At 54.4% G+C, this 17,465-nt stretch carries 12 protein-coding genes; 7 read left to right on the forward strand and 5 right to left on the reverse strand.

Annotated elements, in window-relative coordinates; all coding sequences use genetic code 11:
* Window positions 1-88: 88 nt before the first annotated feature.
* Complete coding sequence (gene rmf, locus BM155_RS03770) at window positions 89-340, forward strand: ribosome modulation factor (protein WP_067153489.1); 252 nt, start codon at window positions 89-91, stop codon at window positions 338-340.
* A 119-nt stretch (window positions 341-459) separates the two neighbouring features.
* Here the strand turns inward: rmf and BM155_RS03775 are convergent, their stop codons facing one another.
* Complete coding sequence (locus BM155_RS03775; protein ID WP_074901149.1) at window positions 460-1,494, reverse strand: quinone-dependent dihydroorotate dehydrogenase; 1,035 nt, start codon at window positions 1,492-1,494, stop codon at window positions 460-462.
* Between the two features lie 97 nt (window positions 1,495-1,591).
* On the reverse strand, window positions 1,592-6,487 hold the full coding sequence (locus BM155_RS03780; RefSeq protein WP_074901150.1) for an NAD-glutamate dehydrogenase: 4,896 nt from the start codon (window positions 6,485-6,487) through the stop codon (window positions 1,592-1,594).
* A 328-nt stretch (window positions 6,488-6,815) separates the two neighbouring features.
* Between BM155_RS03780 and BM155_RS03785 the strand changes: the two genes are divergently transcribed.
* From BM155_RS03785 to BM155_RS03810, 6 genes are all read left to right on the forward strand, one after another.
* On the forward strand, window positions 6,816-7,784 hold the full coding sequence (locus BM155_RS03785; RefSeq protein WP_067153495.1) for an AAA family ATPase: 969 nt from the start codon (window positions 6,816-6,818) through the stop codon (window positions 7,782-7,784).
* 141 nt (window positions 7,785-7,925) lie between these two features.
* Complete coding sequence (locus BM155_RS03790) at window positions 7,926-8,882, forward strand: DUF58 domain-containing protein (protein ID WP_254773104.1); 957 nt, start codon at window positions 7,926-7,928, stop codon at window positions 8,880-8,882.
* The gene (locus tag BM155_RS03795; protein WP_074901153.1) at window positions 8,879-9,496 is read left to right on the forward strand and encodes a DUF4381 domain-containing protein; all 618 of its coding nucleotides are present in this window, start codon (window positions 8,879-8,881) and stop codon (window positions 9,494-9,496) included. Before BM155_RS03790 ends, BM155_RS03795 begins: the two co-directional genes overlap by 4 nt.
* The gene (locus tag BM155_RS03800; RefSeq protein ID WP_074901155.1) at window positions 9,489-10,520 is read left to right on the forward strand and encodes a vWA domain-containing protein; all 1,032 of its coding nucleotides are present in this window, start codon (window positions 9,489-9,491) and stop codon (window positions 10,518-10,520) included. The genes BM155_RS03795 and BM155_RS03800 overlap by 8 nt, the downstream gene beginning before the upstream one ends.
* Entirely contained in the window at window positions 10,520-12,376 is a 1,857-nt protein-coding gene (locus BM155_RS03805) for a vWA domain-containing protein (RefSeq protein WP_074901156.1), read from the forward strand. The genes BM155_RS03800 and BM155_RS03805 overlap by 1 nt, the downstream gene beginning before the upstream one ends.
* Window positions 12,370-14,139 carry a BatD family protein gene (locus BM155_RS03810; protein WP_074901158.1) on the forward strand — a complete coding sequence of 590 codons (1,770 nt, stop codon included), beginning with the start codon at window positions 12,370-12,372 and terminating at the stop codon, window positions 14,137-14,139. The genes BM155_RS03805 and BM155_RS03810 overlap by 7 nt, the downstream gene beginning before the upstream one ends.
* Window positions 14,140-14,230: 91 nt before the next feature.
* Here BM155_RS03810 and BM155_RS03815 read toward each other — a convergent pair whose 3' ends face one another.
* The 3 genes from BM155_RS03815 to glf are packed head-to-tail and all read right to left on the reverse strand — an operon-like array spanning window position 14,231 to window position 17,465.
* A complete protein-coding gene (locus BM155_RS03815) occupies window positions 14,231-15,412 on the reverse strand; it encodes a glycosyltransferase family 4 protein (protein WP_067153506.1) in 1,182 nt (393 codons plus the stop codon).
* A 20-nt stretch (window positions 15,413-15,432) separates the two neighbouring features.
* Window positions 15,433-16,320, reverse strand: coding sequence for a glycosyltransferase (locus tag BM155_RS03820; protein WP_074901159.1), 888 nt, complete (start codon window positions 16,318-16,320; stop codon window positions 15,433-15,435).
* Window positions 16,317-17,465: a UDP-galactopyranose mutase gene (gene glf / locus BM155_RS03825; protein WP_074901161.1), complete on the reverse strand. Its 1,149-nt coding sequence runs from the start codon at window positions 17,463-17,465 to the stop codon at window positions 16,317-16,319. Before glf ends, BM155_RS03820 begins: the two co-directional genes overlap by 4 nt.

Raw genomic sequence — 17,465 nt, forward strand, 5'->3', positions numbered from 1 at the left:
TGTACAAAAACTTTAAAAAGGCGCCCTGTGACGCTTCGACTGTGCACAGCCTGTCTACTGCGCACCCGAGTATAGAGGTACTGCAACAATGAAACGCCAAAAACGCGATCCATCCGAACGGGCCTTCTACAGAGGCTACCTGGCCGCCACGCAAAACAAAGCCTTGGCAAACTGTCCCTACGAAAACGGCAACCTGCATCAGGCCTGGGTCAACGGCTGGCGCGAGGGCCGGGAGGATTACTGGAACGGTTTTGGGGGTTCAACCATGGCGCAAAAGCTGGAAATCTATTCAACGGTGAGCAGTGAAGTGCACCACCCGAATGGCTGGAGCAGCACATAACTGCGGTTTTCCCGGAGGAAACATCAGGCCGAGTCTGTGTGCCGGCGCGCTTTATGCAGATAGCGGCGTGAAAAATTCACCGCCGCTAACCTTGATCTTCCAATCGGCAAAAAGCGATTTCAATCTGCGCTCTGCCTGCGCAGCAGCGCAATGGCTTCGACAGCCTCCCGGATTACAGCCGGGCCGCGGTAAATAAAACCGGTATAAATCTGCACTGCAGTGGCACCCGCGCGGATCTTTTCCGCGGCACTCTCGCCGTCGAATATTCCTCCCACACCTATAATTGGGAGTTCTCCGCGCAGTGCTTTCGCCAGGCGAGCGATGACTTCGGTCGACTTGTCCCGCAGTGGCTTTCCACTCAGACCGCCCTCTTCGCGGCCGTGCGGCAGGTGCGCAACGGAGGATTTGTCGATAGTGGTGTTGGTGGCGATGACTCCGTCTATTTCAAATTCCCGTAGTGCCGCGGCAATTTGCTCGATGTCATCGTTCTCGATATCGGGCGCGATCTTGACCGCAAGCGGCACGTAGCGGTCGTGTTGTTGCGCCAGCCGTTGCTGCTTTTCTTTGATGGCACCCAGCAGCCGGTTAAGGCTGTCGCCAAACTGCAGGTTGCGCAGTCCTTTGGTGTTCGGCGAAGAGACATTGGCGGTGATGTAATCGGCATGTGCGTAGACCTTATCCATGCACACGCAGTAGTCATCCGCGGCCCGCTCTACCGGAGTATCAAAATTTTTTCCGACATTGATACCGAGTACGCCGCCATAGCGGCGCCGCATGACCCTCTGCACCAGATATTCCACGCCCAGGTTATTGAACCCCATGCGGTTGACAATGGCCTCTGCCTCTTCGATACGAAACAGGCGTGGTTGCGGATTACCGGGTTGTGGGCGCGGTGTCACAGTGCCCACTTCGATAAAACCAAAACCCAGTGCACCCAGTCCGTTGAACGCCTGCGCGTTTTTATCCAGACCCGCGGCGAGACCGACCGGATTGGGCAACGTCAGTCCCATCAGCTCCACCGGATCATCCGCTACCGGCTTGTTAAACAGGGACACCAATCGCAAGCGCTCGGCGGCGCCGATCGCATCCAGGGAAAGTGTATGGGCAAGTTCAGGATCGAGCGCGAATAGAGCTTTGCGCAGGTATGAGTACATTATTTCCCTTTATTCCGTCGTTTCACTTGTCAAGCGCTGCGCCCAGCGCTCTTCCCCATCCTTAAAAGGCCGGAGAAGAGCGCTGGCAAGCCTCAGTTTACTCCGCCAGCGTCTCCTGGTCCGCAGTGGCATTGGCCAGATACATCAGCTCACGCAGCGCCACGGTAAACATGGCGAAGTCCGCAGCCGGTGCCGCCTTGAGTTCGGACACAAGGCTGTTCCAGCGTTGAATCGCGGGCGCCATGATAACGCTCCAGCGGGACATTGCACCATCCACATCCAACCCCGCTTCTCCGGCCAGGCGCAACAAATTTACCGCGAGCGTGGAAAGCTGGCTGTCCAGGTCATCCATACTCGTTTCACGGGCCTGCGCCTGCCAATAGCTTTCCACCGGCATACCGGTAATCTGGGTGCCGAACCAATGTAAATCCAAAGCATCCGCGAGCCGGAAGTAGATGCTGGCCACTTCCTCCACCGGGCGCTCAGCGGCGCGCGCCGACACTGCAATTCCCAATGCCGAATACAAGTGCGTGGGCGATGCCGCCAGCAGTGCAATCTGCTCTGGCACATTGGCCTCCAGCAGCTCTTGATAGCGGGCTTCCCAATCGCGGCGGGGTGCGCCGGAGAGCACTTCCGGCAGCGCGCGAATGACCCGCTGCACCGGTTCCTGGAACAGTTCGCGATTCTGCGCAGGCTCCAGATCGTTGCGCCGGCTGCGGATAAACCAGCGGGTAGCGCGGCGCACACGGCCAATCATTGAGCTGAGCAGCTCAATCTGCAGTTCCGCAGGAACCTTGTAGTCCAGCGCCGCCACCTGCCGTTGAAACTCCGGCATCAGATAAACATCGCGGGCACTGATATAGGCAGCGGCCACTGCGTTGACGTCGGCACCTGTGGCACTGGCAATACGGTGATAGAAGGTGATGCCCAGGCTGTTGACCATCTCATTGGCCACCTGGGTGGCTACGATCTGGCGACGCAGGGGGTGGTCATAAACCATTTCCCGATAACGAGCCACCAATTCTGCCGGGAAGGCGGATTCCACCGCTTCCTGTACTTGCGGGTTGTCGATAACCTCGGCGTGCAGTAACTCTTCCTTCAACTTCACCTTCACGTAAGAAATGAGTACCGACAGTTCCGGACGTGTCAGGTGCTGTCCCTTGTTGTGGCGCTCAGTGATCTGTTCGTTGTCGGGGATAAATTCCAGTGCCCGGTTGAGACGGCCTTCACTCTCCAGATCATTAATTGTGCGGCGGTATTCGTCCAAACGCGCCGCCACCTGATACTCTGCTACGGAAAGCGCACAGGTCTGATCGTAGTTGTTGTGCAGTACCAGCTCGGAAACCGAGTCGGTCATTTCCTCGAGCAGCTGATTCCGCTGCTTGTCTGTCAGATCGCCATTGGTGACCACTTTATTGAGGAGGATTTTGATATTCACCTCGTGGTCGGAGCAGTCGACGCCAGCTGCGTTGTCGATAAAGTCCGTATTGCAGCGCCCACCGTTGAGTGCGAATTCGATACGCCCCCGCTGGGTCATACCGAGGTTGCCCCCCTCACCGAACACCTTGGCCCGCAGCTCCCGGCCATCGACCCGCAGGTGGTCATTGGACTTATCCCCCACTTCTGCATGAGTCTCGCTGCTGGCCTTCACGTAGGTACCGATGCCGCCATTCCAGATCAAATCCACCGGTGCGCGCAACAGAGCGCTGATCAGCTCATTGGGGTTCAGCTGATCCGCCTCTATGGCAAACGCCTCTTTCATCTCCGGCGTAATCCGGATGGATTTCGCGCGGCGGTCAAAGATACCGCCTCCCTTTGAGATCAGCTCGCGGTTGTAATCCATCCAGGTGGAGCGCGGCAGCTCGAACAAACGCTTGCGTTCGGCAAAGCTGGTGACAGCATCCGGGTTCGGGTCGATAAAGATGTGCATATGGTTAAAGGCCGCCTTGAGGCAGATATGTTCGGACAGCAGCATGCCGTTGCCGAACACGTCCCCGGCCATATCGCCAATACCGATTACCGAGAAATCCTGCTCCTGAACATTGATGCCCATCTCGCGGAAGTGGCGCTGCACGGATACCCAGGCACCCCGGGCAGTAATGCCCATTTTTTTGTGATCGTAGCCCTGGCTTCCACCGGACGCGAAGGCATCGCCAAGCCAGAAGTCGTACTCGGCGGCAATACCATTGGCGATATCGGAGAAAGTGGCAGTACCCTTATCTGCGGCAACCACCAGATAGGGGTCGTCGTCATCCCGGCGTACCACCTGTTCCGGCGGCAACACTTCGCCACCCTTCAAGTTGTCCGTGATGTCCAACAAGCCGCGGATAAAGGTCTTGTAGCAGGCGATACCCTCCGCCATCATGGCCTCGCGACTGCCGTCGGCCGGCGGGCGACGCACCACAAAGCCGCCCTTGGCGCCGCTGGGTACAATCACCGCGTTCTTTACATTCTGCGCCTTTACAAGGCCCAGTATCTCAGTGCGGAAATCCTCGTGGCGGTCGGACCAGCGCAGTCCACCCCGCGCCACCTTGCCGCCCCGCAGATGCACGCCCTCGACCCGCGGCGAATAGACAAAAATCTCAAACTCCGGTCGCGGCTCGGGGATTCCGGGTATATCCCGAGGACTGAATTTAATGGAGATATAGTCCTTAGGCTCTCCATCACTTCCGCTCTGGAAAAAGTTGGTTCGCAAAGTGGCCAAGATCAGGTCCAGGTAGCGACGGATCACTTGATCTTCGTTCAGATTGTCAACGCCGTCCAACCCTTCGTGGATCTTCTTGATCAGCCGCTCAACCCGGGTCTGGTCGCCTTTTCCGGCACTAATACGCGGGTCGAACATGGCACGGAACAAAGCGACCAGGTTACGGGTAATTTCCACATGGTTGGCCAGAGTAGCGGCAATATAACCCTGGCTGGCGCTGAATTTGGTTTGCTTCAGATAGCGGGCATAGGCGCGCAGCATCGACACCTCGCGCCAGTTGAGGCGCGCCGCCAGAACCAGGCGGTTGAAGGCGTCGCTCTCGGCCACGTTACTCCAGATTGCGGCAAAGGCATCCTGAAACAGATTGCGGGAGGCTTGGGCGTCGATGCGGGTAGGCAGGCCAAACTCCAGATAAAATTCGTGCATCCACACATCAGTACGGCCGGCGGGGCGAATCGTATAAGGGAATTCCCCCATTACTTTCAGGCCCAGGTTTTCCAATACCGGAATCACGTCGGACAGTGTCAATCCGCTACCCCAGTTAAATACTTTAAAGCGCAGACTTCCGGCAGGCGCTCCAACAGGCTGATAGAAGCTCATTGCCACCCGGTTGGTTTCGCTCAGATCCTGAATCGCGGCCACATCCTGCACGGCGATACGCGGCTCGAAGTCCTCCCGGTAGCCGGCGGGGAAAGCCCGACCGTAAATACCATAAAGACGGTTGCCCTTCTCCTCACCGTGACTTTCGATCAGGGATTTTTGGAATACGTCTTCCCAGGAACGGGTAATATCCACTATTTGCGCCTCCAGTCGCGCCACATCGAACTCCACCGGTTCACTTGGGGAAACACGGAAAACAAAGTGCACCCGGGCGAGGATGGATTCGGAAAAATAGGTTGTGAAATCGGATTCCTTGGCCTTGACGGCGTCGGCGATGTGCGCGCAAATCTGCTCGCGCACGCTGCTGTTGAACTGCTCCCGCGGCACATACACGGTTGCAGTCACGAACTTGCCGAAAGGATCACGGCGCATAAACAGCCGGATATGGGCGCGCTCGTTCATCGATAGCACACCCATCACCGTTTCAAACAGCTCCCGGGTGCTGCTTTGAAACAGCTCGTCCCGTGGGAAGGTATCCAGGATGCGGCGCAGCGCCTTGCCGTCGTGGCTTTGGGGGGCCAGGCCACTGGATTCCATCACCGACGCCATTTTGCGGCGGACAATCGGAATTTTGGCGGGACTTTCGGTATAAACGGGGGAAGTGTACAGCCCCATAAACGCCGACTCACCAATCACCTCGCCCTTGGCGTTGTAACGCTTAATGGTCACATAGTCGGAATAGGCCGCGCGGTGCACTCGCGATTTAACAGACGACTTGGCGAAAGTGAGGAAGTTTGGCCCCTGGTAAAACTTTTGCTTTCCCTCGTTGAATGCCGTTTCCGGTGTCGGCTCTGCTGGCTCCTGCAGCTTTTTAAATATACCCAGACGGCGCTTCTCCACCTCGCAGAGTACTTTTTTCTCCCCCTGTTGGCAGAACTCGTATTCGCGATAGCCAAGGAAGGTGAAATTGCCATCTCGCATCCACTGCAAAAACGCGCAGGCTTCCTGCAGATTGGCATCTTCCCCGCCCTCGTTGCCACCGCCGAGACCGGCACGCAACTGGTCTTCCATAGCGCTGCAGGTATCGAGCATAGGGACATAGTCGTCCACCACCAGTTCCACGTCACCGAGCACATCCGTCAATGCCGCGGACAGATCGGCAGCGTAGGCCCGGGAAGTATCCAGATTGATCTCCACGTAGACGAGCGCCTCGTCGACGGCATTCTCTTCCGATACTTCTTTCAGCCCCGCGCGGCACGGCGGAAGCAACTTCTCCAGTTTGCCGGATGGATCCCGCTGCAGGCGCATCACCGTGCTCTTGATCGAATGGATAACCGTGTCTCGGCGGTTGATCTCAATACGTACTGAGTCCACCAGAAATGGCATATCCCGCTGCAACACACCCACCACCGTGTGCGAGCACTGCCAGCCGTCGTCCTCCAGACGCGGATTGAACACCCGCACCTTCGGCTTGTCTCCCGGCCGCTGCTGAATAAAGTTCCACCAGGTGTATATGCAACCATACACATCGACCAGCCGGCGCCCGGCCAGATCTTCCAGCGGGTACTGGTGTAAAAACTGCTGTGCGAAGGCCACCACTGGCTCCGCCTGATCCGCCAGCTTCTCCCGTATCAAGGCGCTGACCTGTTCTACCAATTCCTCGCGGCTTTCGGTAATTACCGTCGCCATATTCACAGGGAACCTCCCGATTTACTTCTTATAGGAATGGCCTGTCATCGCCAGGCCCGAAAATACTGTTGTTCTGTCTCCACTCTTGCCCGGCATCAACAGTGGAGGCGTTAAACTTTGCCGGAACCTCATTTGTTTACTCGGCGTGCCCGGTTGAACTTTGAGCCACCAGACAGGTCTATAGGCCGCTCATCGGTTGCCTCGCCGACGAGCGCCGCTAAAATCAACACGCGCCGCTGGATCGGCGGCGACTATATATAGAAGATGATAGATTGCCGCCCGGCCGGACGACTGCGGCACCACTCACAACAGAAGTGAAATTGACACTATGGAAAACCAGAACATCAGGGAGCGCCTCATCGCCCTCGGCGACTGGCTCGGACAACAGATTATCGGCCAGGAGACGCTGGTGAATCGGATACTGATTGCCCTGCTGGCGGACGGCCACCTTTTGGTGGAGGGCGCTCCGGGACTCGCCAAAACCAAGGCGATCAAGACATTGAGCGAGGCTATTGAGGGTGATTTCCATCGCGTCCAATTTACGCCGGATCTGTTGCCGGCGGATATAACCGGTACCGATATCTACCGACCGGAAACCGGAGAATTTCACTTTCAACCCGGGCCTGTGTTCCACAACCTGATACTGGCCGACGAGATCAACCGCGCCCCCGCCAAAGTGCAATCAGCGCTGCTGGAGGCCATGGCAGAACGGCAGATCAGCGTGGGGCGCAAGACCTACCCCCTGCCCAAACTATTCCTGGTCATGGCGACACAGAACCCCATTGAGCAGGAAGGAACCTATCCGCTTCCTGAAGCACAACTGGACAGGTTCCTGATGCAGGTGAATCTTGCCTACCCCGGTGCCGAGGCGGAAGCGAAAATTTTGCGCCTGGCCAGATCCGAGGCAAGCCATGGCGAAAATCACCCTTCCGAAATCATCACCCAGGAGACCATTTTCCGCGCCCGCCAAGAGATCTTAGGGATGCAAATGGTAGAAGCGGTGGAGACCTATACTGTCCAACTTGTCATTGCTACACGAGAGCCGGCAAAGTATGACAGCGAGCTTGCCTCCTGGCTAGATTTTGGCGCCAGTCCACGGGCAACTATTGCGCTCGACCGCTGTGCCCGCGCCAGAGCCTGGCTCGCGGGCCGCGACTTTGTCACTCCGGACGATGTCATGGACGTGGCGCCAGACATTTTACGCCATCGACTATTGCTCAGTTTTGAAGCTGAAGCCGCCGGGGTAACGGCTGATCAGGTCATTGAGCGACTTCTGCAGCAAGTACCGGCAATCTGAAACGATCCCTGCCACGCTATTGCGGGGCGAAATCCGACAGAGCAGAGCTGAATGCCTTTGGCGTCCTCTGGCGCAGATCATCAGATTGCGCACTACGCACTAACGGGAGCGGAGAGAGGCAATAGAACCTTGCTTCAAGCAGTGAACCACACAGAATTGGAAATCCGCGGCGCCTACCCTAAGGTGGAACCCCTGGTGCGCCTGCGCCACATTGCCCGTCAATTGCAGCTGTTCAAGCCGCGCCTGGCCAGAAGTGATCAGGCCGGCAATTTGCTTACCCGCTATCGCGGTCGCGGAATGAATTTTGAAGAGGTGCGCGACTACCAACCGGGTGACGACGTACGTACCATCGACTGGCGTGTCACCGCGCGCACCGGAAAGGCACATACCAAACTGTACCAAGAAGAGCGGGAACGTCCGGTGGTGATCCTGCTCGATTTGCGCGCACCGATGTTCTTTGGCAGCCAAGTGGCTTTCAAGTCCGTAGTCGCCAGCGGCATAGCCGCGGCACTGGGGTGGGCCGCATTACAGCACAGTGATCGCGCTGGCGCGCTGCTGTTCACCGATACCAACATAGACACAGTGCGTCCGCGCCGCAGCCATCACGCGGTGCTGGCCATGATTCACAATATCGTCGCCCGGGCCGGCGAGCTCACCAGTCCTGTTACCGGCAACTCACAGCCGCTGAAAAACATGCTCGAAGAGGCGCGCCGTATCGCCCGCCCCGGCAGCGCCCTGTTTTTAATCAGCGATTGTCACGACCTGGATGACAGTTGTGCGCAACCCTTGTATCTGCTCACCCGCCACGCGGATCTGCAAGTGATCCGCGTCAGTGATCCCTTGGAGCGGCATCTGCCGGATCAATCCCTTACCATCTCCGACGGCCGCCAGCGCACCTTCATAAACGCCGGCAGCCGTCCACTGCGCGAACACTTTGCCGAACACCAAACCCAGGTCCGAGCAAGAGTGGAACAGCTTTGCCACAAACACCGACTGCCATTACTGGACTTCGATAACACGCAGCCGCTGATACCGGCATTAGTCGCCAAATATGGAAGCCGCGATTCAGCCCTTGCCGCGCGGAGAACAAAACGATGAGGTTCACCGCAGCTATTCTTCTGCTCACTTTTGGCTGTGGGATAGCGAGCAGAGGCGCACTCGCGCAACAGCAGCCGCTTCAGCCGCAATTGTCGCCAGAGGCTCAGGAGCTGCTGGCTCAGTTACGCGATATCCATGAACCCGCTCCGGTCGGGTGGTGGCCACCGGCGCCCGGCTGGTGGCTCCTCGCCCTGTTGCTATTGACTTGTGCCGGTGCGGCGTTCCTGTGGTTGCGGTACAAGCGCCGACAGCGCCGAAAAAATCGCTACCGGGCCGAAGCCATAAAATTGCTGCGAGGTATAGACATTAAACAGGCACGGGCCACCCAGGATATCAACGAAATTCTCAAGCGCGTGGCGGTCACTCATTACGGTCGCGGCGTTTGTGGCAATTTGACCGGCCGCAAGTGGCTTGAATTTCTTCAAACCAGGGTCGCGATTGACTGCCCGGAGGAAGTACAAAAAATTTTGCTGGAAGACCTTTACCGGGAGAGCGGTAACAATATTTCCGGCAACCAGGCTTTCCTGGACTACGCCGTGAATTGGGTCCAGCGGCACGGGCAGCGCAACGCCAACGGCGGGAACTTAACCGCAATGGAGGCGGAGAATGTTTGAATTCGCCTCGCCGTGGGCATTCCTCCTGCTGCCCCTACCCCTTTTGGCACGTTGGTTGCTGCCACGCGCCAAGCCACTGAGCAGTGCAGTGAAGGTTCCCTTTTATGCGGAACTGTCACAGCGTGGCGGCGGAGAACAGAGCAATCTACTGAACTTGTTATTACTTTCCCTCATCTGGCTGCTGCTGGTGGGCGCCGCTGCCCGTCCCCAGTGGTACGGGGAACCCATTACCCAGACCAGCAGCGCCCGCGATCTGCTGTTGGCGGTGGATATTTCCGGCAGCATGGAGACCCCGGACATGCTGCTGGGCGGCCGCCCCGCCATGCGCATCGATGCGGTCAAACAAGTTGTCGGCGACTTTGTCCAGCGGCGGCAGGGCGACCGCCTCGGCCTTGTGCTCTTCGGCACGCGTGCCTACTTGCAGGCACCGCTGACCTATGACCGCGAAACCGTCGGTACCCTGTTGTGGGAGGCGCAAATCGGCTTTGCCGGCCAGGGTACCGCCATTGGCGACGCCATCGGACTTTCAGTAAAGCGCCTGACCCAACGCCCGGCGGAACACCGAGTGTTGATCCTTTTGACCGATGGCGCCAATACCGCCGGAGAGGTTGCGCCGCTGAAGGCCGCCGAACTGGCCCAACAGGCAGGAGTAACCGTCTACACAATCGGCGTCGGCGCAGAGGAGATGGTACAGCCTGGCCTGCTCGGTGGGCGTTTTGGAAGCCGGCGTATCAACCCCTCCCGCGATCTGGACAGTGAAACGCTGCAGGCTATCGCAGACAAAACCGGAGGCCGTTATTTCCGCGCTCACAATCCCCAGGAACTCGTGCAAATTTACGCTGAACTGGACCGCCTGGAACCCGTGGAGCAAGAGGCCGAAAGTTACCGTCCGCTAAAATCCCTCTACATCCTGCCTCTAGGCGCCGCTCTGGCGATTGCCCTCCTCTGGGCTGCAGTACCACTGCTCGCCAATGGTCTTAACTGGGGAAGTACAGCAGGCGACAGCCGGAGGCGCACAAGCTGATGTTTATAGAAGACCTCAATCAGTTTCACTTCCTGCGCCCACAGCTATTGTGGCTCTTAGTTCCAGCCGTAATGCTCTGCTGGGGCCTGGCGCGCACCATTCTCAACAGTGGGCAGCTGCAAAAAGTTATCGACCCGGAACTCCTGCCCCATCTGCTGCTGCGCGGTGGAGAACAGCGGCCTTGGCTCTTCACGCTCATCTTCGCTCTCCTCTGTGGTGCGATTGTCGCACTCGCCGGCCCCAGCTGGCGCAAACTGCCGACCCCCGTCTACAGCAACCAGGACGCACTGGTAATACTGCTGGACCTGTCGCCTTCGATGATGGCTACCGACTTATCCCCCAACCGCCTGACCCGTGCGCGGTTAAAAATTCTCGATATTCTCCGTCAGCGCAAAGACGGTCTCACCGCCCTAGTCGCCTATGCCGGAGAGGCCCACGTAGTCACGCCCTTAACGGAAGACACCGCCACCATCGCCAATCTGGTCCCGGCCCTGTCGCCAGCCATAGTGCCGGTATCTGGCAGCAATATCGAAATGGCGGTGGAAACCGGCATTCGCCTGCTCAAAGATGGCGCCACCGGCCGAGGGCAACTACTAGTGGTAACTGACGGTATTGACGATGCAGCTTTAGACACGGTTGCGAAACAGGTGGCGGATGCGGGAGTAGTACTGAGTATCCTCGCTGTGGGCAGTGGCGAGGGCAGCCCCATTCCCCGTGGAGACGGCGGCGGTTTTATCACGGATAACAACGGCGCCATCATTATTTCCAATTTCGACGCCCGCGCCCTGGCAAAACTCGCTCGCCGCAGCGGCGGCCACTACGCCACAATCAGTGTGGACGACACCGATATCGCCCAACTGCTTCCAGAAAAAGAGACGCCGACACAGGCCAGGCTCACGGAACGTGAATTCGATCAATGGCGCGAAGAGGGGCCCTGGCTGGTATTGCTATTACTGCCATTTATCGCCCTGCTCTTCCGCCGCGGCACCCTCGCCTGCGCACTTCCCTTCGTCCTGTTGACCTCGCTTCCCCAGCAGTCCCAAGCCTTTGAATGGCAGGATCTCTGGCTGCGCAAAGATCAACAAGCCCAACAGTTGTTGCAACAAGGCGAAGCCGAGCAGGCCGCAAAAACCTTCCGTAACCCCGAGTGGCGTGGTACCGCCAACTACCGCGCCGGAGACTTCCCTGCTGCGGCGCAAAACTTTGCCCGCGGCGACGCCCCTGAAAGCCTTTACAACCTCGGCAACAGTCTGACTCACCAAGGCCGCTACGACGAAGCCATTGCCGCCTACAACGAGGCACTGAAACAGCAGCCACAATTCGCCGACGCTCAGCACAATCGAGAAATTGCCGAGAAACTCAAAGCACTGCAGCAACAACAGCAGCAACAGCAACAATCACAGCAGGACCAGCAACAATCCGGAGAACAGGAACAACAACAGCCGGGCGACAATCAGCAACAGGGCCAGAATCAACAGCAGGATCAGCAGCAGGGACAGAATCAACAACAGAGCGGAAACCCGCAATCTCAGCAATCGCCCGACAACCGGCAATCATCCGAACAACAATCCAAAAATAACAGCCAACAAGAGCAAAACAAACGCGAACAAAGTGCCTCGCAACAAAAAAGCGAGGATCAGGAACAGACAGATGGAGAACAACAGCCGGTTGGCGTGGATGAGCAACCACTGGACCCCGAGACGCAGCAGGCCTTGGATCAATGGTTGCGCCAGATTCCCGACGACCCCGCCGGCTTGATGCGCGAAAAATTCAAATACGAAAGCCTGCAGCGCCGCCGCGCCTACCGCAGCGGCGAATGGCAACCCCCGGAAAACGGAGCCACGCAGAGATGGTAAGTAAATGCGAAATGCGGAGCACGGAGCAATTGGCAGCGGCAAATCCAAGTGCCACACCCACCAAGTCCAATAAACGACTTGGCAAGCACACACACTGGTTAACCACTTTCCTCCAGGCAATGCTGCTGATGGTGCTGGCCAATTTCGCCCAGGCAGCCGGGAATCTCACCGCTACTGTGGATCGCAATAAAATCGGCATTGATGAAACATTGAACCTGCGCTTGCGCTACACCGGTGACGAGTCGGGCGGCCAGCCGGATTTCGAACTGCTGGAACAGGACTTCGATATCCTCTCCCGCCAACAATCCAACCAGTATCGGGTCATCAACGGGCACGCCGAAAGTTTTGTCGAATGGATGCTGACTCTGGCACCGAAACGTGAGGGCAACTTATTCGTGCCGTCCTTACACTACAAAGGAGAGGTATCCGATGCGATACCGGTTATTGTCACCGAAGCCGGCAGCGGCCCCGGCGCCGACAACCGTCAGGCATTTCTCGAAGTAGAGCTGGATAAGGAAAGGCTCTACGTGCAGGAACAGCTTCTGGTCAAGGTGCGCCTGTATACCACTATCGGCCTCCACGATATCGCCACGGAACCGCTGCAAATTCCCGGCGCCCATATCGAAAAGGTGGACGAGCAGCGCTATGAGCGCCGCATTAATGGTGTCGCCCACGCGGTGTATGAACTCACCTATGCCGTGTTCCCGGAAAGTTCCGGAGAACTAACCATACCGGCGCTCAATTATGTTGCTATCGCAGGCAGGCGCGATCCCTTTTCCCTGTTCAATCGCAACAGTCAACGGCTGCGCCTGCGGTCGCAGCCAAAAACCATTGAAGTCCAACCCAAGCCTGATACATACAGCGGCACTCACTGGCTTCCCGCCGCCAGTCTCGGCATAGTGCAAAGCTGGAGCCAGGATCCAAAGACATTTACCGTCGGAGAACCGATCACACGCATCGTCACCCTGCGTGCCGAGGGCCTGCGCGCAGCCCAGTTGCCACCGCTGCCGAAACTCAATGTCGAGGGCCTTAAAACCTACCCAGATCAACCCCAACAGGATGATCAGGCCGATCTCAACGGCATCACCGGCAGCCGCACGGAAACCACCGCCATCGTCGCCACCAAACCAGGCGACTACCAGTTGCCGCCCATTACACTCACCTGGTGGGATACCAAAACCGGGCGCCAGCGCGCCACTCAACTACCCGCCTTCCGTTTCACAGTCAGCGGCAGTGCCACAGCCACAATGCCTCAGCAGCCCGGCGCCACTCCCGATCTTATCCCTGGCGCCACCGCAACCACGGCCGCACCATCAGTAATACAAAGCAATTTTTGGCGCAACCTCGCCATCGCCGCCCTCGCCTCTCACCTGCTGTGGCTGTTGTACTTCCTGCGGCGTCGCAGCGTCCAACCTGTAAACAGCAACGCTACAAAAAAACAACCAAACGCCAATCAACAAGCCCGTAACCTGGAAAAAGCGGCCGAGACTGGGGACCCAGCCACCATCCAACAAGCCACCCTCAAATGGCTGCGTGCCCGCTGGCCAGAAATATCGGCAAGTGGGCTGGAGGAAGCAAACCGACAACTGGGATTTGAGGAACTGGAAAAACTACAGGGATTACTGGACGCGGCCCTATACGCCACACCACCGAAGCCGCTGAACCGTCAACAGGTGGTGATTTTGGTGGGGAGGTTGCTCAAGCGGGAGCCTAAAAAAGCCAAAATTACGAGTGATAATCCACTCCCAGATCTGTTCCTCTGATTACCCGCTGAACAGCTGGGGGCATAATGACATAAAGCGAAAATACTATTAAAGATCTGTCAAATAGATCTATAAGAAAGCGTGGTTTAAATTAAAGTCTCATTGAACTCTTGTATAGCCTAAGTGTCTGCGAAATAACTTTTTCGCTAGAAAAATGATTTTCGACAAGCTTCCTTCCAGCAAGACCGAACTGGTAACGTAAATCTTTATTTGTCACCAAAGTCTTCAGTGCGATAACTAATGAGTCCACATCACCCGGCTGGATAAGTAACCCATTGAGACGGTGTCGTACAATTTCCCGACAACCCGGAACATCTGTTGCGACTAATGGCCTTCCACATGCAGCTCCTTCTATCAGTATTCTCGGTATACCTTCACCATAAGAAGTAGGCAAACAGACGATATCACATTGTGAAAAAGTGGGGATCATATCCTCCACTCGCCCTAGCCATCTGATAAATTCTCTATTCCTTAAAGCCTGTATATCTTCTTTATCCAATCTATCAATATGGGATTCATCCGGTATACCGGCAATAACCAGCTCTAACTTATATCCTTCTCTAACCAGCCTAGCCACAGCATCTTCTAATAACTTGATGCCCTTGCTTTTTAACAGGCGTGCAGCGAATAATATTCGGACAGTTTCACCTTTCTCTGGCTGACAGAGTAAAGGGTATTCATTTAGATTAACACCTGCACCTGGAAGCACTTCAACGGAAGAAAACAATAGACCTTTTTTCTTTGTCAAAGCATAATCATCACCATTCTCGAATGTGGCCAGAGCCCTTTTCTTTTTCTTCCCACTTGTTGTTTTTAACAGCACCTTCAAAAAAAGCCATACACTTCTTGATATAAAAACATCTGACCGAAGTTTTCCTAAACCAGGAAAACTGGCAACGATCGGCTTTTTTAAAACTTTGCTGATTAATAAAGAATAACAAATTGGTTTTATTGTTATAGCGTGAATCAGCGCTACATCTATTGATGACAGCGCACGTGCTATCGAGACCAATGATTTTAATTCGAACAACGGATTAAAAGAATGGCGCACTATTGGCACATCTAAGAGTTTAAACCCTAAAGAAACGATCTCATCTCGAAACTTTTTTTCTGTAACCCGAGTAACAATACAGACATCCCAGCCATCGAATTTAGCTGCAATTGCACGCTCCTTCCAGTGCAACAAGAAATACCAGTCTACATTAATCAAAAAAACCAAAGTTCTTTTAACTCTCTCCTTAGTCAAGTCTGTAGACTCGGAGGCCAATCTCATACCTACCTCTAAAAATTTCTTTATGCATCGCGAAGTGCACGCAGGTAAATCTTAAAAGATCTTTGACGAATAGATTGCAAAAACCAGCTAGCGCCCTTTATCGCCAATGCGGGATATCGAATAAGAGCCGGGAACTTTTTGATGGTTTTTAATCCGTTTCGAACAAAATAATAAAAACGAGTGCCGGATATTTTCCCAGACCGCCTGGGACAATCATGGTAAAAAATCAGTTCTTCACAATAATTTACCATGATACCTTCAGCTCTCATATCTAAACAAAATGAAATATCATCCCAGTACAAAAAATACTCTTTACAAGGCATGACTTCAGAGTTTTTTAGAGCTTCTAGTGGAATAAACATTCCCACAAAAGAAGAAGCCATCACAGGTTTCAGCCTATCCCCCTCACATGATGGGTCCGACAGTGCTAATAGACTATCTCTTGCAATAAAATTTCTCAGCAATAAACTTAAGGTAGGATTGGCCATGGGCCTATTCATTGGACAGGCTTGGCCATCAGGAAATAGTACCTTTGCAGCAATTATTTGTTTATAATTGCTGTTGATCATTTCACTACTCTGAAATCGATCTATCGCATTAATATCGGGATAGCTGTCATCATCCGACAAAACCACCCATTGACATACCCAATTATTCTTTACATATTCCAACCCATAATAGTAGCCACCTGCCCCACCAACATTTTTCTCCAGACTTAGAACAGAAATACGATCAGATTCCAGACATTCTAACTCTTTTAGATAGAGGGCTGTTGAATCAGTTGAGGCATTATCCACCACCAATACTTTTTGTATAGGCGATTTCAGATAACATTGTAGAGTTTTCTTTAACTTATCAATACGGTTGTGGGTAACCACAACCGCAACTATTGAGCAAATATCAGTCATCCTAGCGGGTTCACGTAAAAAGATTGCATCTGCCTTCCGTTTTTCATACACAAAAGAAACTCTCGGGCAGTGTCCAGTGCTTCACGAATAGTCACATCCATATCTAAATAGCGATAGGTTCCCAAGCGACCAACGAAGGTAACCTTTTGCTGATTTTTCGCTAACTCAACGTATTTGGCAAGCAATTCTTTTTCTTTTACCAAGCGTATAGGGTAATAAGGAATATCATCTTTTCCACAAGCCCTGCTATATTCTCTATAGCAAACTGACTTATCGTGTTCCTCCCAAGGTGCAAAATGTTTATGTTCTGTAATACGTGTAAAAGGAACTGACTCCTCACCGTAATTCATAACAGCGCACCCCTGATAATCTCCATCAAAAGTAAAACGCTCAAAATCCAGAGTGCGATAACCCAGCCGCCCCAATTCATAATTAAAGTATCCATCAAGAGGTCCGGAATAAAAAACATGATCGAACTCAGCTCCGTCTCCACGCTCAAATTTTTTATTCAGAATAACCTCTATATTAGGATGATCAAGGATGTTTTCAACAAGCTTTGTATATCCATGCTCAGGCATTCCCTGATAACGATGAAAGAAATAATTATCATCATAGTTAAAACGCACCGGCAACCGTTTTAAAATACTTGCAGGTAACTCGTTGGGATGACATCCCCACTGCTTCTGGGTGTACCCTTTGAAAAAGGCTTCATAAAGCTCTCTGCCTACAAAGCGCAAAGCCTGCTCTTCAAATGTCTTCGGCTCTTCAATAGAAGTGTCAGCCTTGGATTCTATAAAAGCGCGGGCCTCATCAGGGCGCATAGCCTTTTCAAAAAATTGGTTAATCGTGTGTAGATTTATCGGAAGTGAATAAACCTGACCATGTGTTGTTGTTTTCACTCGATTAATATATGGCTTAAATGATGAGAATTGATTAATATAGCTCCATACCTCCTCATCATCTGTATGAAAAATATGCGGCCCATAGACGTGAATGAGAACACTTGTTTCTTGATCTCGCTCAGTGTGGCAGTTGCCTGCTATATGCGCTCTACTATCAATAACTGTCAGAGAATAACCGGCTTCTGCAAGCTCACGCCCAATAACAGCACAGCTGAATCCAGCCCCAACCAATAATATCTTCAT

This window comes from Microbulbifer thermotolerans (assembly GCF_900112305.1).
GTDB lineage: Bacteria > Pseudomonadota > Gammaproteobacteria > Pseudomonadales > Cellvibrionaceae > Microbulbifer > Microbulbifer thermotolerans.

Coding starts and splice junctions, on each gene's coding strand:
- rmf (WP_067153489.1), top strand. CDS start 89: ATGAAACGCCAAAAACGCGATCCATCCGAACGGGCCTTCTACAGAGGC.
- BM155_RS03775 (WP_074901149.1), bottom strand. CDS start 1,494: ATGTACTCATACCTGCGCAAAGCTCTATTCGCGCTCGATCCTGAACTT.
- BM155_RS03780 (WP_074901150.1), bottom strand. CDS start 6,487: ATGGCGACGGTAATTACCGAAAGCCGCGAGGAATTGGTAGAACAGGTC.
- BM155_RS03785 (WP_067153495.1), top strand. CDS start 6,816: ATGGAAAACCAGAACATCAGGGAGCGCCTCATCGCCCTCGGCGACTGG.
- BM155_RS03795 (WP_074901153.1), top strand. CDS start 8,879: ATGAGGTTCACCGCAGCTATTCTTCTGCTCACTTTTGGCTGTGGGATA.
- BM155_RS03800 (WP_074901155.1), top strand. CDS start 9,489: ATGTTTGAATTCGCCTCGCCGTGGGCATTCCTCCTGCTGCCCCTACCC.
- BM155_RS03805 (WP_074901156.1), top strand. CDS start 10,520: ATGTTTATAGAAGACCTCAATCAGTTTCACTTCCTGCGCCCACAGCTA.
- BM155_RS03810 (WP_074901158.1), top strand. CDS start 12,370: ATGGTAAGTAAATGCGAAATGCGGAGCACGGAGCAATTGGCAGCGGCA.
- BM155_RS03815 (WP_067153506.1), bottom strand. CDS start 15,412: ATGAGATTGGCCTCCGAGTCTACAGACTTGACTAAGGAGAGAGTTAAA.
- BM155_RS03820 (WP_074901159.1), bottom strand. CDS start 16,320: ATGACTGATATTTGCTCAATAGTTGCGGTTGTGGTTACCCACAACCGT.
- glf (WP_074901161.1), bottom strand. CDS start 17,465: ATGAAGATATTATTGGTTGGGGCTGGATTCAGCTGTGCTGTTATTGGG.